The 14,102-nt window shown below is 64.2% G+C and carries 15 protein-coding genes; 5 read left to right on the forward strand and 10 right to left on the reverse strand.

Features of this window, described 5'->3' with window-relative positions; translation table 11 throughout:
• Positions 1 to 105: 105 nt before the first annotated feature.
• Positions 106 to 2,487: a heavy metal translocating P-type ATPase gene (locus GQA94_RS07590; RefSeq protein WP_158187437.1), complete on the reverse strand. Its 2,382-nt coding sequence runs from the start codon at positions 2,485 to 2,487 to the stop codon at positions 106 to 108.
• 149 nt (positions 2,488 to 2,636) lie between these two features.
• Between GQA94_RS07590 and GQA94_RS07595 the strand changes: the two genes are divergently transcribed.
• Complete coding sequence (locus tag GQA94_RS07595; protein WP_158187438.1) at positions 2,637 to 2,828, forward strand: heavy-metal-associated domain-containing protein; 192 nt, start codon at positions 2,637 to 2,639, stop codon at positions 2,826 to 2,828.
• A gap of 40 nt (positions 2,829 to 2,868) precedes the next feature.
• On the opposite strand, the gene GQA94_RS07600 is transcribed toward GQA94_RS07595, so the two are convergent.
• On the reverse strand, positions 2,869 to 3,504 hold the full coding sequence (locus tag GQA94_RS07600) for a TetR family transcriptional regulator (RefSeq protein ID WP_158187439.1): 636 nt from the start codon (positions 3,502 to 3,504) through the stop codon (positions 2,869 to 2,871).
• A gap of 203 nt (positions 3,505 to 3,707) precedes the next feature.
• Between GQA94_RS07600 and GQA94_RS07605 the strand changes: the two genes are divergently transcribed.
• Positions 3,708 to 4,907 (forward strand): Bcr/CflA family multidrug efflux MFS transporter, encoded by a 1,200-nt coding sequence (locus tag GQA94_RS07605; RefSeq protein WP_158187440.1) that lies wholly within the window; start codon positions 3,708 to 3,710, stop codon positions 4,905 to 4,907.
• Positions 4,908 to 4,924: 17 nt separating this feature from the next.
• Here GQA94_RS07605 and GQA94_RS07610 read toward each other — a convergent pair whose 3' ends face one another.
• Entirely contained in the window at positions 4,925 to 5,938 is a 1,014-nt protein-coding gene (locus GQA94_RS07610; RefSeq protein ID WP_158187441.1) for a zinc-binding alcohol dehydrogenase family protein, read from the reverse strand.
• 99 nt (positions 5,939 to 6,037) lie between these two features.
• Here GQA94_RS07610 and GQA94_RS07615 point away from each other — a divergent pair, with 99 nt between their 5' ends.
• A complete protein-coding gene (locus GQA94_RS07615) occupies positions 6,038 to 6,955 on the forward strand; it encodes a LysR family transcriptional regulator (protein WP_158187442.1) in 918 nt (305 codons plus the stop codon).
• Positions 6,956 to 6,982: 27 nt separating this feature from the next.
• Here GQA94_RS07615 and GQA94_RS07620 read toward each other — a convergent pair whose 3' ends face one another.
• From GQA94_RS07620 to GQA94_RS07630, 3 genes are all read right to left on the reverse strand, one after another.
• Entirely contained in the window at positions 6,983 to 7,933 is a 951-nt protein-coding gene (locus tag GQA94_RS07620; protein ID WP_158187443.1) for an adenosine deaminase, read from the reverse strand.
• Between the two features lie 502 nt (positions 7,934 to 8,435).
• Positions 8,436 to 8,723, reverse strand: a complete 288-nt coding sequence (locus GQA94_RS07625) for a hypothetical protein (RefSeq protein ID WP_158187444.1) — start codon at positions 8,721 to 8,723, stop codon at positions 8,436 to 8,438.
• A 145-nt stretch (positions 8,724 to 8,868) separates the two neighbouring features.
• Positions 8,869 to 9,459, reverse strand: a complete 591-nt coding sequence (locus tag GQA94_RS07630; RefSeq protein WP_158187445.1) for an IMPACT family protein — start codon at positions 9,457 to 9,459, stop codon at positions 8,869 to 8,871.
• Positions 9,460 to 9,650: 191 nt separating this feature from the next.
• Between GQA94_RS07630 and GQA94_RS07635 the strand changes: the two genes are divergently transcribed.
• Positions 9,651 to 9,980, forward strand: coding sequence for a four-helix bundle copper-binding protein (locus GQA94_RS07635; protein WP_158187446.1), 330 nt, complete (start codon positions 9,651 to 9,653; stop codon positions 9,978 to 9,980).
• Positions 9,981 to 10,024: 44 nt separating this feature from the next.
• Here GQA94_RS07635 and GQA94_RS07640 read toward each other — a convergent pair whose 3' ends face one another.
• The 3 genes from GQA94_RS07640 to dksA are packed head-to-tail and all read right to left on the reverse strand — an operon-like array spanning position 10,025 to position 12,291.
• Entirely contained in the window at positions 10,025 to 10,675 is a 651-nt protein-coding gene (locus GQA94_RS07640) for a DUF1826 domain-containing protein (RefSeq protein ID WP_158187447.1), read from the reverse strand.
• Positions 10,675 to 11,877: a zinc metallochaperone GTPase ZigA gene (zigA, locus tag GQA94_RS07645; RefSeq protein WP_158187448.1), complete on the reverse strand. Its 1,203-nt coding sequence runs from the start codon at positions 11,875 to 11,877 to the stop codon at positions 10,675 to 10,677. The genes GQA94_RS07640 and zigA overlap by 1 nt, the downstream gene beginning before the upstream one ends.
• A 9-nt stretch (positions 11,878 to 11,886) precedes the next feature.
• Positions 11,887 to 12,291 (reverse strand): RNA polymerase-binding protein DksA, encoded by a 405-nt coding sequence (dksA, locus tag GQA94_RS07650; protein WP_158187449.1) that lies wholly within the window; start codon positions 12,289 to 12,291, stop codon positions 11,887 to 11,889.
• Between the two features lie 286 nt (positions 12,292 to 12,577).
• On the opposite strand from dksA, the gene GQA94_RS07655 reads away from it, so the two are divergent.
• Complete coding sequence (locus GQA94_RS07655; protein ID WP_158187450.1) at positions 12,578 to 13,198, forward strand: LysE family translocator; 621 nt, start codon at positions 12,578 to 12,580, stop codon at positions 13,196 to 13,198.
• Between the two features lie 86 nt (positions 13,199 to 13,284).
• Here GQA94_RS07655 and GQA94_RS07660 read toward each other — a convergent pair whose 3' ends face one another.
• Positions 13,285 to 14,088 carry a helix-turn-helix transcriptional regulator gene (locus tag GQA94_RS07660; protein WP_158187451.1) on the reverse strand — a complete coding sequence of 268 codons (804 nt, stop codon included), beginning with the start codon at positions 14,086 to 14,088 and terminating at the stop codon, positions 13,285 to 13,287.
• Positions 14,089 to 14,102: the final 14 nt, after the last annotated feature.

Genomic DNA, 14,102 nt, shown 5'->3' on the forward strand with positions numbered 1-14,102 from the left:
GGTATCTCAGGGTGGGTTTGTGTGGGTGCCGGTGGGTATCGCCGCGCAAAGGCGCATCCTTCGTCGTGTGCGATCCGTCGGTGCGGGCGCAGGGCGTAACCGTCATCACGCCCCCGGCTTCCAGCGTCTGAGCAAGAGGGCATTGCTGACCACGCTGACGCTGGACAGCGCCATCGCTGCCCCGGCTACCACCGGGCTGAGAAAGCCGAAGGCCGCCAGCGGGATACCCACGAGGTTGTAGATGAAGGCCCAGAAGAGGTTTTGCTGGATCTTGCGATAGGTGAGCCGGCTGATCTCCAGGGCCGCCGGCACCAGCCGGGGGTCGCCGCGCATCAGCGTGATGCCGGCGGCATGCATGGCTACATCGGTCCCGGTGCCCATGGCGATGCCCACATCGGCGGCGGCCAGGGCCGGAGCGTCGTTGATTCCGTCGCCGACCATGGCCACGACCGCGCCGCCTTGTTTCAGCGCTGAAACGGTGGCGGCCTTGTCCGCTGGCAAGACCTCGGCGTGCACGCTGTCGATGTGCAGCGCCTCGGCCACCGCGCGGGCGCTGCCTCGGTTGTCGCCTGTGATCAGGTGGCTGCGGATATGCCGTGCCTCGAGGTCGGCAATGGCCTTGGCTGCACCCGGTTTGAGGCTGTCACCGAAGGCGAACAAGCCAAGCACCCGTGACTGCGGAGCCGTCTCGATGAGCCATGACAGGGTGCGCCCTTCGGCTTCCCAGGCGTGCGCGTCGGCGTTCAGTGCGCCTGGTTGCAGCCCGCTGTCATCGAGCAGTCGCCGGTTGCCCAGCGCGAGAGAACGGCCATCGAGTTCACCGGCAATGCCGCGCCCTGTCAGTGACTGGCTTCGGCGTACCGTGGCGATCGCCAGGCCCTCCTCGGCGCAGCGGTGGAGCACCGCCTGAGCCAACGGGTGTTCGCTGCCACGTTGCAGCGCACCGGCCTGTTGCAGGAGGCTCGCCTCGTTGCCGTCCACCGCCAGCAGATGAACGATGCGCGGTTGGCCGGAGGTCAGGGTACCGGTCTTGTCGAAGGCCACGGCGTTGACGGCATGAGCGATTTCGAGCGCCTCGGCGTCCTTGATCAGGATGCCGTGGCGCGCCGCCACGCCGGTACCGGCCATGATCGCCGCCGGGGTGGCCAGGCCGAGCGCGCAGGGACAGGCGATGACCAGCACGGCAACGGCGTTGATCAACGCGACGTCGGCCGGGGCGCCGGCCAGCAACCAGCCGGCCAAGGTGAAACAGGCAATGATCAGTACGGCCGGGACGAACACCTGGCTGACTTTGTCCACCAGCTTCTGGATCGGCGCTTTCGCTGCCTGCGCGTCTTCGACCAGCCGGATGATGCGCGCCAGCACGGTCTCGCCGCCCAGTGCGGTGGTGCGGACCAGCAATCGACCTTCGCCGTTGATTGCACCGCCCGTGACGCGGTCTCCCGGCGTCTTGGCCACGGGCAGGCTTTCGCCGCTGATCAGTGCTTCGTCGGCCTGGCTCTCGCCTTCGACCACCTCTCCATCGACCGGAAAACGTTCACCTGGCTTGACCAGTACGTGGTCGCCCAGCCGTATCGCGGCGATGGCGACGTCCTCTTCGCGGCCATCGACGACCCTCACCGCGCGCTCCGGGCGCAGTGCTTCGAGTGCGCGGATCGCGGCGCTGGTCTGACGTTTGGCGCGGCTTTCGAGGTATTTGCCCAGCAATACCAGGGCGATCACCACTGCCGAGGCTTCGAAATACAGATGCGGCACCTGCCCGGCTGGCGCCGCCCACCACTGATAGAGGCTCAGGCCATAACCGGCGCTGGTGCCGATAGCGACCAACAGGTCCATGTTGCCGGCACCCGCGCGCACGGCCTTCCAGCCGGCGATATAAAAGCGCGCACCGAGGATGAACTGCACGGGGGTTGCGAGCAGCAATTGCAGCCACGGCGGCAGCATCCAGTGGAGGCCGAACAGTTCGCCGAACATCGGTATCACCAGCGGCGCCGACAATGCCAGCGCGGCGATCACCGCAGCGCGCTCGCGGCGCATACGGCGTCCTGCATCGCCCGTGTCCGGTCGTTCGGTGCCGCTGGTGCGGGCCTCGTAGCCTGCGGCTTCGACGGCCTGGATCAGTGCCGTCGGATCGACGGCGCCGAGCACGTCGACATGGGCACGCTCGCTGGCCAGGTTGACCGAGGCGCTGCGGACCCCGGGGACCTTGAGCAGGGCGCGTTCGACGCGGCCGACGCAGCTGGCGCAGGTCATGCCGTCGACCGCCAGTTCCAGCGTGTGTACCGGCACGCCATAGCCGGCGTCCTCCACGGCCTGGATAAGCTCGGCGACGTTGCCTGCGGCGGTCTCCACCCGCACCTGTTCGGCCGCCAGGTTCACGGCTGCGTGTTGTACGCCGGACACTTTCAGCAGGGCGCGCTCGACCCGTCCGGCACAGCTGGCGCAGGTCATTCCGCTAATGGGCAGGGTGTAGGTTGAGATGGACATGATGGGCTCCGAATGGCGACTCGTCCACGATGCTCAACCTTTACCTTATGGGAATGTCAAGTCCAGTACCAGGTTGTCGCAGCAAGGGCCGACGACCTCGACTTCATGGCAAGCTTGGACATCATCACGAACAGACACGGGAAACCACGATGCAGACCTTCAACGTACACGGCATGACCTGCGCGCATTGCGAACGCGCGGTAACACGGGCTATCCAGGCGCTAGATCCCCAGGCGGGGGTCCGCGTAGACCTGGATGCCGGGGTGGTTCAGGTCGAAAGCGCGCTAAGCGATGCGGCGATTCGCGAGGCGATCGAGCAGGAGGGTTATCGGATCGAATGACCGCACGGCGGCAGCCTCGGCTGCCAGCCTCGCTGAATCGTCAATTGACTACCGTGGCCGCGGTGTCCCAGTCGCGCACCAGACCCCGGAAGAGCGGGTCGACCAGCGCCGGGCCGTCGATTTGTGGGTCGAACAGCCCTGGGTCCCGGGTCCAGTCGCTGAACAGGCCGACCATCAGTCCGTGCACCGTGCGCGCGGCCAGTCGCGGCGTCACGCCCGGATACAGGCAGTCCGCGGCCTGTTCCAGCAGTTTTTCGCAGAGTTCGATGAACAGGTTGATGAAGGCGTGGTGGCGCTCTTCCGCTTCGCGAAGTTCCTCGGTGAATTCACAGCGGTGCAACAGGATGGTCAACACCCGGCGCTTCTGTTCGTCACGGCCCAGCGCGCCAATGCCCTCCAGGCAGAGGTCGCGCAATGCCTGCAGAGGTTGCGCCTGGGTACAGCTGCAGAGTCGCTCGGTCATCTGCTCCGGCGGAAGGCGTACCTGATTGAGCATCTCGTGAAACAGATGGGCTTTGTTTTGAAAGTGCCAATACACGGCCCCGCGGGTCACGCCGGCATCGCGGGCGATCTGATCGAGGCTGGTATGCGCCACACCCTTGTCCAGAAATAGTCGCTCGGCGGAAGCGAGCAGGGCGATACGGGTCTTTTCGGCGTCTTCTTTGGTTCTTCGCATGTCTGAGCTACGGCAGCTTCGGGCTGCGTTGGGACCCTGTCGGGCGGATGGTGCGAAGCCGATCCCTCGGCTCACTGCAACTTTGGCTGTTTACAATCGTCTCTGTATGTAACAGCATCTTGGCTTCTCTGCAAATGTTCGATATCAGCCACACCCCGGTCGTGCGCTGGCGAACCGCCTTTCTTGTTCTGCGAGTTTTTTCAATGCCCCTTGCGATTCTGCTCATTCTGGGCGCTCTCAGCGCCTTCGGCCCGTTGGCGATCGATTTCTATCTACCCGCGTTCCCGGCTATGGCGCGCGCTTTTGCCACAGACGTGGAGCACGTTCAGCTGTCGCTGGCAGCCTATTTCGTCGGTCTGGCCTTCGGTCAGCTGATTTACGGGCCATTGGCCGACCGGTACGGGCGGCGCTGGCCCCTGTTGGTCGGCGTCACGCTGTTTACCCTGGCCTCGCTCGCGTGCGCATTCGCACCTTCGCTGGACGGGTTGATCGCAGCGCGTTTCGTCCAGGCGCTGGGTGGCTGCGCGGGCATCGTGGTGACCCGTGCCGTGGTGCGTGACAGCTGCGATCCGGTGCAAGGCGCCAAGGTTTTTTCACAGCTGATGCTGGTCATGGGGCTGGCGCCGATTCTCGCCCCGCTGGCGGGTGGGATCTTGATGAATGCCTTCGGATGGCAGTCGATCTTCGTATCGCTGACCGTGTTCAGCGCGCTTTGCGGAATTGCGGTTGCACTGCGGCTGCCGGAAACACTGCCGGCCGATGCCCCGAAACACCCGCTGAGCGGTACCTTGGGGCGCTACGTCGCCTTGTTCCGCGACCGTGAATTCATTGCCTTCGCGCTTGCCGGTGGTGTGGCGATGGCGGGCATGTTTGCCTACATCGCCGGCTCGCCGTTCGTCTTTATCGAATTGTACGGCGTACCGGCCGAGCATTATGGCTGGCTGTTCGGCAGCAATGCGGCGGGATTCATCCTGGTCTCGCAGATCAACGCGCGGTTGCTGCGCCTGCGAGGGCCGGGCTTCTGGCTACGGCGCTTCGTCTGGTTCTACTTCGCCTGTGGTGCGACCTTGCTTGTCATCGCCCTGGCCGAGCCGGACGCACTGTGGCCGTTGCTGATCCCACTGTTCGCCGGGTTGGCGAGCCTCGGCAGTATCCTGCCGAATGCGACGGCCTGTGCCATGGCCAGGCAGGGCCAGCAGGCGGGGCTGGCCTCGGCCCTGATGGGCAGCCTGCAGTTCTGCGTGGCTGCCATCGCCTCGGCCATGGTCGGTTGGCTGCACGACGGCACGGCCATGCCGATGGCGCTGCTGATCACGGTATGTGCGCTGGTGGCGGCGTGCCTGGCCTGGTACACCGGCCAGAGCGCCGTTTCGACGCGCAGCGAGGACATCGCCTCATCCTGAGCTGGCCGCGGCCGACCTCAGAACCCTTCGAGCACGATCTTGCCCTTGGCCTTGCCGCTTTCGATGAACGCATGAGCGCGGCGCAGATTCTGCGCATTGATCGTGCCGTAGTGCTCGCCCAGGGTGGTCTTGAGCACCCCGCGGTCGACCAATTCGGCGACGCGGTTGAGCAGTTGATGCTGGGCAATCATGTCGGGCGTCTGGTACAGCGAGCGGGTGTACATGAACTCCCAATGCAGCGACAGGCTCTTGCGCTTGAGCAGGCTGACATCCAGGCTCGCCGGGTCGTCGATCAGCGCCAGGCGACCTTGAGGCCGCAGCGCCTCGACGATCTGTGGCAAATGCGAATCGGTGTGGGTCAGGCTGGCCACGTGAGTGACGTCGTCGATGCCCAGGCGCCGGAGTTCTTCGGCGAGCGGCTGGCTATGATCGATCACTTCGTGGGCACCGAGTTCGCGAACCCAGCGGCTGGTGTCGCTGCGCGACGCGCTGCCTATCACCTTGATCCCGGTCAACTGCCGCGCCAACTGGGTGAGGATGGAGCCGACCCCACCGGCTGCGCCGATGATGAGCAGGCGCTGATCCTGATCCTCCTTCCCTTCGCGGATTTGCAGGCGTTCGAACAGCAGTTCCCAGGCGGTAATCGATGTGAGCGGCAGTGCCGCTGCGGCGGCGAAGTCCAGCGAGGCAGGCTTGCGCCCAACGATGCGTTCGTCGACCCGATGCAGTTGGCTGTTCGCACCGGGGCGGTCCAGCGCGCCGGCATAGAAGACCTCATCGCCCGGCTCGAAAAGCTCCACCTCGCTGCCGACTGCCCGCACCACGCCGGCCACGTCCCAGCCGAGTACCTGGTACTGGCCATCTTCCGGCTGGACGCGCATGCGAATCTTGGTGTCGACCGGGTTCACCGAGATGGCGCGCACCTCGACCAGCAGGTCACGCGGTCCGGGCGTGGGTTCGGGCAATTCGACGTCGAGCAACGAGCGTGGATCGTCAATGGGTAATGACTGTCGGTAACCGATGGCTTTCATGGATGCGCTCCGTTGATGAGTGAAGCGGCCATGGTCGTCTTTCGGGCTGTGAATAAAAACTGCATATTTAACTGAGGCTCTTTCAACGGAATATTGAAAATGCTGCGATCCGATGATTTGCAGGTGTTCGTCCTGACGGCGGAGCTGGGCAGCTTGTCCGCTGCGGCCCGGCGAATGGAATTGTCACCGGCGGTGGCGAGCGCCGCGCTGAAGCGGCTGGAAGCGGGGCTGGGCTGTCGCTTGCTGGTGCGTTCGACCCGCAGCCTCCGGTTGACGGCCGAGGGCGATCAGTATCTGGGGCACGCCCGCGCGGCCCTGCAGAGCCTGGCAGAGGGACAACAGCTGCTGACGGGCGGCAGGGCGTCGATCAGCGGCCAGCTGCAACTGGCTGCACCCTCGGACTTTGGCCGCAATGTGCTGTTGCCCTGGCTGGACGACTTCCAGCTTCAGCACCCGCTGATCAGCCTGCGACTCTTGTTGGCCGACCGAAATGCCGATCTGTTTCGCCAGCCCGTGGACGTCGCTTTGCGCTATGGACCGCCGGACGATTCCAGCCTGGTGGCCCTTGCAGTGGCGGCCGCCAATCGACGCGTGCTCTGTGCCGCGCCGGGTTACCTGGCACGGCATGGCGCGCCACAGCGGCTGGGCGAACTGGCCGATCACAATTGTCTGCGCTTCATGCTGGCCGGCCGGGTTCATGGCCGCTGGCGTTTCCAGGACGGTCGCAAGGAGTTGGTGCAGGAGGTGCGCGGCGATCGCATCAGCGACGATGCCGACGTGGTGCGTCGCTGGGCACTGGCGGGGCGGGGCGTGGTATATAAATCCTGGCTCGATGTGGCCCAGGATGTTCAGGCAGGACGGCTGGTCGTACTGCTGCCGGAGCTGTTGGGTGAGCCGGCGCCGCTGAACCTGATCTGTGCGCACCGAGCGCACCTCGGGGAAACCCTGCGGCTGCTGCGTGAACATCTGGTTGCGCGTTGCCGCGTGCTGCTCGAGCATGCACCCTTCATACCGTGAGGCGGGCTGCGCGGGCGGCCCGCTGCCTCACTTGGCCAGCCGTGCGTCGAGGCTGTTCTGCGCCAGGCGCCGCGCCTGCTCTTGCGTCATGCCGAGGCTCTCATGCAGCGCCATGAAGTTTTCGGTCACGTAACCGCCAAAGTAGGCTGGGTCGTCAGAATTCACTGTCACCTTCACCCCTTGCTCCAGCAGCCGCAGGATGTTGTGCTGGCTCATGTCGTCGAATACGCAGAGCTTGGTGTTCGATAGCGGGCAGACGGTCAGCGGTATCTGCTGTTCGATGAGGCGTTCGACGAGCTTCGGGTCCTCGGCGGCGCGAACGCCATGGTCGATTCGGCTGACCTTGAGCAGGTCCAGCGCTTGCCAGATATAGTCCGGTGGGCCTTCTTCGCCGGCATGCGCGACCGCGAGGAAACCTTCGGCACGCGCCTTGGCGAAGACCCGCTCGAATTTGCTCGGCGGATGGCCCATCTCCGAGCTGTCGAGGCCGACCGCAAAGAAGGCATCGCGAAACGGCATCGCCTGTTCCAGTGTCTTGAAGGCTTCTTCTTCGGGCAGGTGACGCAGGAAACTGAGGATCAGGCCGCTACTGATGCCCAGCAATTCACGGCCATCGGCCAGGGCCCCGCTGATGCCGCGCATGGCGACTTCAAAGGCGATACCACGGTCGGTATGGGTCTGCGGGTCGAAGAAGGGCTCGGTGTGGACCACATTCTGTTCTTCGCACTTTTGCAAGTACGCCCAGGTCAGGTCATAGAAATCCTGCTCGGTACGCAGCACATCGGCGCCGGCATAGTAGAGGTCCAGAAACTCCTGCAGGTTGCCAAAGGCATAGGCGCTGCGCAGCGCATCGACGGTGTCCCAGGGCAGGGCGATCTTGTTGCGCTCGGCGAGACGAAAAAGCAATTCAGGTTCGAGAGCGCCTTCGAGGTGCAGGTGCAGCTCGGCTTTGGGCAAGGCATTGAGCCATTCGTACATGTTGGAAACCTCGTCCGTAAAACCCACATTCTAACCGCGTTGAGACGGCTGACCCCAGAGTCAACGTTGGGCTTCGTTGCCCTGCGTTCATGCAGCGGACGCGGCGGGCCGCAGATGCCTGCCTATGGAACGACCACAGGCCTGCAAGCGAGAACGGACCGGGGCGCGCGTCTTCTGTCCAACGGATATCCACAGGGTTCTCCACGCCTTCTGTTTATAACTGTCGGATCGGGTGGCGTTTGATCGCACCGCGGGACGGCCGGATCTTCTGACGTAACGGCTTGATTGGCGACGGTTTATCGTTCAAAAAGGATAGTCGTACCGCGCTGGCCAAAAATTGCTCGCTTCCTTGAACCGCCCGTGGCCAGTGGGCTGGCGCGCTCGTTCCCAAGGTTATCCACAATGAAATGCACACATATGGTGGAAAACCTGCGCATGAAAAAGCCATGCGCGATCGGGTCGGCATGGCTGTGTTCGTCGGCCTCGACGGGCCGCGTGCGGATCAGTTTTGTGGGGCCGGCGCGGTAGCTGGCTCGCGAGGCTCGACGGGCTCACCCATGTCCGGCTCGTCGTCGGGCATGGTGACGTCCACATCCGGCACGGTCACGGTCTTTTCCTTGGTGCCGACGTCGACTTCCGGTGCGTCCACGTCGTACTTGGGCATGTTGCCGCCTTCAACGTCGACGTCAGGCAGCTTGCCTTCTTCGGTCTTTTCCGCATCGCAGCCGGCAAGGCCCAGGGCTGCGAGCAATACGGCCCCCGGGATGAGCCATCTGAAATTGCCTTTCATGGTTGGACTCCTCTAGAAACGGAACGCGCGTTCAGCATGGCCACCGATTCGGTGGAGCGAGACGCACAGTCGAACGGCTGACCCAACGGCAACGCCGATGTAATAAGGACTTCCCGCGCTGGGCGCAGTTCAGCGAACGGGACGCTCAGCCGTCGAGCGAGCGCAGCACACTTCGCCCGCGGCTGATATCGGCGAGCAGTTGCGCCAGCCGTGGTTGTTGTTCAGGTGGCAAGGCCAGCACCAGTTCGGCGCCCTCGGCATCGAATGTCTCGCTTTCGAGCAGGGCGTCGTGTTCGTTCAAACGCGCCTTGAGCAGTGGCAGCTCGGCGAAGCGGCAGTGACAGTGGTAGCGATCTCGTCTAACCAGCTCGATGCGCTCACCGGCCTGCAGGCATTTGGCAACCGACCCGCCGTACGCGCGGGCCAGGCCTCCGGTACCGAGCTGAATGCCGCCAAACCAGCGGATCACCACGACCACGACCCGGTCGCAGGCCTGGCCCTCTATCGCAGTGAGCATCGGCCGTCCCGCGGTTCCGCCCGGCTCGCCGTCATCGCTGAAGCGATACTGGTTGCCAATCTTCCACGCCCAGCAGTTGTGCGTTGCGCTGGGGTCGCTGACAGCCTCAAGGAAGGCCTGGGCTTCTTCGGCGCTGTTCACAGGGGCGGCCTTCGCGAGAAAGCGGCTCTTGCGGATGATTTCCTGGAATTCACAGGGCGCGGCAAGGGTGTACGGCATCGAGGCAGGCATGCGTGGTGATGTGGAGCGCCATTGTAACGGCGGCTGCGGCGTCGCTGTGGGTTGCACGGTGTCGCGGGGTCCGCCGAGTCGATCAGGCTGAACTTTAAAGCGCCCCCGGTCCCCCAATGAAAGGACCCATGCTCGCCGAGAGGGCGACCGATCCAGCAACCGACCGAGGAGAAACAACTATGCTCAATTCCAAGTATCAGGCGTGTATCCAGGCGTGCTCCAACTGTGCGCTGGTCTGTGAAACCTGTGCGGCCTCCTGCCTGCGCGAGGACGAGGTGAAGATGATGGCTCGCTGCATCCAGCTGGATCGCGACTGCGCCGACCTGTGCGCCATGGCCGCGCTGCTGATGACTCGGGACAGCCCTTATGCGTCGGCGTTCTGCAAGCTCTGCGCAGGCGTCTGCCGCGATTGCGCGGAGGAATGCGCCAAGCACCAGATGGACCATTGCCAGGCCTGTGCCGATGCCTGCCGCACCTGCGCCGAGGAATGCGAGAAGATGGCGGCCTGATAGCGTGCCCGCTCGAAGGGGGCGGACCTGGCGTCCGGCCCCTTCTAGGCCAGCCAGTCCAGCGTGAGGATCAGCCGGCCATTGCCGGGTGCGGCCTGGGGCGAGCGATGGACGATGCCAGCCCCTTCGTTGCCCTGCCATTTTTCGCCTTTGAACAAGGCGACCTCGCCAGGCTGGAGGTGCTCGATATCGGCGTCCGAGATCGGCCCAGCGCCTGGATCGCCCAGTTGGCTGCGAGGCATGCTGTCTTCGCGTAGCCACTCGCTGCCGGCGCCTGCATAGGTCGTGATCAGCCGCAGTGGCACCTGGTCCACATGAAACCGCGGGCACATCGGCTTATCCAGTACCCGCAGGCGCAGCCCGATGCGGCGGGCATCCAGCAGGCAGGCGAATGCCTGCACCAACCAGGCCACATCGGCGACGAATCCGGCGTGTCCGGCAAGGCTCCGGTAGCCCGACGCCAGGGAGCGCAGTTGCAGGTCGCACTCAGCGTCGGCATCCGGTTCGAGCGTGAGCGACTCGGCCAGCGGCTCGCCGAGCGCCAGCAGCGTCTGGGCAAAGCCGGCGATGTGCAGCGGCAACTGGCGTTGCCATACCGCAAGGTTCACCGCGTCGCTCAGCGCCTCGGCCAACACCGCGGGCGTATCCCCGAAGCGCTGCTGCGGGCGTGGGCGTGGCATCTCGCGAGCGATCATCACGCGACGTCCTGGTGCCAGGGAGCGAAGGGGTCGGGCAGCCGCAGCCAGCGTTCCGGACCGAGGTTCCATTCCTGCTCGCTGAGCAGGCACGCGTCGAGTTCGGTGCGCAGACGATCGAAATCGATGTTCTGACCGATGAACACCAGTTCCTGCCGGCAGTCACCGCTTTCAGCGTCCCATTTCATCCTGATGGCCTCACGCGACTGCTCATCGGCGGGCCATTGCGCCTCCGGCGTGAAACGCCACCAGCGGCCGGCGTACTCGTAGCGCATCAGCCCGCCGGCCTGGGACCAGCTGCCCGCCTCTTGCGGGCGGCTCGCCAGCCAGAAATAGCCCTTCGAGCGCAGCAGCCGGCCGTTGCTCCACTCGCGATCGAGGAAGTCGTGAAAGCGTTGCGGATGGAAGGGGCGCCGCGCGACATATGCGGCGGACGCGATGCCGTACTCCTGGGTTTCGGGCAGGTGCTCGCCGCGCATTTCCTTGAGCCAGCCCGGGGCTTCGGCAGCGCGCGCGAAGTCGAAGCGACCGGTGTCGAGAATCTTCGTCAGGGATACCTTGCCCATGCTCATCGGCAAGATATCGGCATGGGTGTTCAAGCGGCCAATGATCGCGATGAGTTCCTCGCGGTCTGCGCTTGATATCAGGTCTATCTTGCTGATGAGAATGACGTCGGCGAACTCGACCTGCTCGATCAGCAGATCGGTGATCGAACGTTCATCCTCTTCGCCGAGGGTCTCGCCACGGCTCGCCAGGCTCTGCGCAGCCTGGAAATCGTGCAGGAAATTGACACCGTCCACCACCGTAACCAGGGTGTCCAGGCGCGCCAGGTCCGCCAGGCTCTGGCCCCTGTCGTCCCGGAAGGTGAAGGTTTCGGCCACCTGCAGGGGTTCCGAGATGCCGGTTGATTCGATCAACAGGTAGTCGAAGCGGTCCTCGCGTGCCAGCTTGGCGACTTCGTCGAGCAGGTCTTCGCGCAGGGTGCAGCAGATGCAGCCGTTACTCATCTCGACGAGCTTTTCTTCGGCGCGGTTAAGGCTCACGTCGCGTTGCACCTCGCTGCCGTCGATGTTGACCTCGCTCATGTCATTGACGATCACCGCGACCTTGAGGCCCTCGCGATTTTTCAGGATGTGGTTGAGCAGGGTGCTTTTGCCGGCACCGAGAAAGCCGGATAAAACGGTTACAGGGAGGCGGTTCATGGTGATCTCTCAGGCGCTTCGTTGGTGTTTTTCACGGGCTTCCTGCCGCTCTTTCGCTTCGATGCATAACGTCGTGGTAGGCCGTAGCAGCAATCGCCTGAGCCCGATGGGATCGCCGGTTTCCGTGCACCAGCCGTATTCCCCACGGGCGAGTCGGTCGAGCGAATCATCGATCTTGTCGAGCAGTTTCTTTTCCCGTTCCAGCAACCGGAGCTGCCATTGGCGCTGCTCCTCGGCGGTACCGACGTCAGATGGATCGCTGCTGGGCTCCTGCTCTCGCAGCAGTTGGAACTCATCGGCGATGCGCACTTGCAATTGTTCGCGCTGGCACAGCAGCAGTGCTCGAAAAAACGCTTGTTGCGCCTCGTTCATGTAGGCGTCGGCGGGTTGGGCAAGGAGTTCGGCTTCGGTCATGGCGGTTGTGCTGTGACGATAAAACGGTAGTTATAACATAACATTTATATGGCGTGAATCGCTGCCATCGCGCCCTACGCGATCAGGGGAAAACAGCCGCGAGCGGCATTTCCTGACCAGGCCGCGCAACGGCGCATCGAATGGGAACGCCGGACGGGTGAACGCCACCCGCCAAACCGGTAAAATCCGCGTGGCCGGCTTTGCACCCGCCACGCTTGGCTACGGCGTCCGCCGGATGACGTGGGGGCGATGGGGCCTGCGCCGTGGGTACGCCAGGGGATACACCATGAACGTGACGACACTGTTGCTCTTCCTGCCGGCATGTTTTGCACTGAACATGGCGCCCGGGCCGAACAATCTGCTTTCGATGGCCAACGCAAAACGTTACGGCGTCCGTGTCGCCTGTTACGCTGGTATCGGTCGGCTCGTGGCGTTCGTTGGCATGATTACCCTGGCGGCAACAGGCCTTGCGTCGATTCTCTATGCATCGGAAACACTGTTCCTGGCGATCAAGGTGGTCGGCGGGCTCTACCTGTTCTGGCTGGCGTTCCAGCTATGGAACGCGGCGGCCGTCGACGGCGACATCGTCCAGGAGGCGCACAAGAGCCTGTTCGGGCTTGCGAGGCAGGAATTCCTGCTAGCCGCCGGCAATCCGAAAGCCATCCTGATCTTCACGGCGTTTCTGCCGCAGTTCGTCGACCCGGCCGGTGACGTGGGCGTTCAGTTCCTGGTGCTCGGGGTTTGCTTCGTGATACTCGAATGGCTGGCGATCGCGGCTTATGCCTACCTGGGGAGCGTGCTGCGTCACTGGTTCTCACGTCCATCGATGAGGCGGCTGTTCAACCGGGCGTGCGCCGGATTGCTCGCCAGTGCGGGCGCAGGACTGCTGGTTGCGCGCAGGGACTGAAAAGCAGCCGGCCAGCTGACGCTGACGATAAGCTCGGCAATTGGCGAAGGCGTTGAACCGCACGCCGACGTGCCGCGGTCAGGCGCTCATTTCGCACGGCCTTGCGCGCGAAGCCGGTACTGGCCTGGCGTCATGCCGACCACCGCCTTGAAATCATGTATGAAATGCGCCTGGTCGCTGTAACCGCACGCCAGCGCCGTATCCAGCAGCGATCCACCTGACCTGAGCTCGCGCCGCACCAATGCCACACGCTGGATGCGGCTGAACTGTTTGGGCGTCAGCCCGACCTGATAGCGGAACAGGCGCTCGAGCTGTCGCTGGCCCAGAGGCACGCTCTGCATCACCTCGGCCAGACGCTCGCGGCCATCACGGGCCGCGATCTGCGCGAGCAGCTGCTGGACCGGCGAGCGATGCGTCTGTGCGCGTTGGAGCTGGGCCAGCAGCTCCCGCTCGACCAGTGCCTGCTGGGCTTCGCGGTCAAGTTCTGCCAATGCGTCGACGAGACGGGTCAGCCGCAGTCCGGGCCAATCGCTACCGTGAAAGCCGGACAGTTCGTCAAGGCCGATCCCGAAGAAAGGCGTGCCCATGCCAGGGCGAAAACGCACGCCCATCAGGCTCACCCGAGCCGCCAATTGCATGCGACAGCTCGTCAGTTGCGGTCCGACGATCAGCGCGGCAGGTGCGTGCGCGATCCCGTTCAGGCTCAGCGGCTCGGCGAAGTTGAAAATCACACCGCTGCCGCCGTCCGGATGTAACAACTGCGCGTCGTAGGCCGTTGCCATCTCGCCTTCCAGCCACCAGAAACGCTGGACATGAGCAGCCAGCGCCGGGCTTGGCGGTCGTGCGATGAAGCCGTGGAGCGGCGGTACGCGCTCGTGCAACGAAGACATGACGGCCCCGTGTT

The organism is Stutzerimonas stutzeri (assembly GCF_009789555.1).
Lineage (GTDB): Bacteria > Pseudomonadota > Gammaproteobacteria > Pseudomonadales > Pseudomonadaceae > Stutzerimonas > Stutzerimonas stutzeri_R.